This is a genomic window from Dolichospermum sp. UHCC 0352, assembly GCF_009711925.1.
GTDB lineage: Bacteria > Cyanobacteriota > Cyanobacteriia > Cyanobacteriales > Nostocaceae > Dolichospermum > Dolichospermum lemmermannii.
In genome coordinates this window covers 1-429 of the sequence record NZ_VIKY01000095.1, presented here as the reverse complement: position 1 = coordinate 429, position 429 = coordinate 1, and the positions used below count along the sequence as shown (strand labels likewise).

Here is a 429-nt window from a genome sequence, read left to right as displayed (position 1 = left end):
AATACTTTGGTGAGAAATCTACTCCTCAAAGCCGTTGCCAAATCGTCACATCGAAATTAAATGCGTCCGTCGCTGAAAGTGGGGGTAGCCTCAAAGATGTTGTATTGATGAACGGTCGAGTCGGAGAGAAAACCGTCATTTGCGTAGTTTCTATCAGTGATACTGGTTGTGATGGGACTAATACTCTCTTCACCTTAAACCCAAAAAACGCCAAGCGGTCTGAAGAAATTCTTGCCCAAATGATGCAACTCAGTCGTGAGGGTTCTAGCGCTGGTGTTATTCGGGAAACAAAAGGTCGTGTGCAAGTTAGATTGAACGATTTGCTCACCAAGAAAGCTAATCGCTCACTGCGGCAAACTACCAAAAAACCTGCTGTTGAAAATAACTCTGGTGGTTTGTAATTACCTTAAACAGCAAGAAGGCTCACAC

General features: G+C 43.8%; 1 protein-coding gene. It reads left to right on the top strand.

Annotated features, from left to right (window positions below; genetic code table 11):
* Nucleotides 1-401: COP23 domain-containing protein (locus FJR06_RS06260; protein WP_217359762.1), on the top strand; the 401-nt coding region annotated here is incomplete at its 5' end.
* Nucleotides 402-429: the final 28 nt, after the last annotated feature.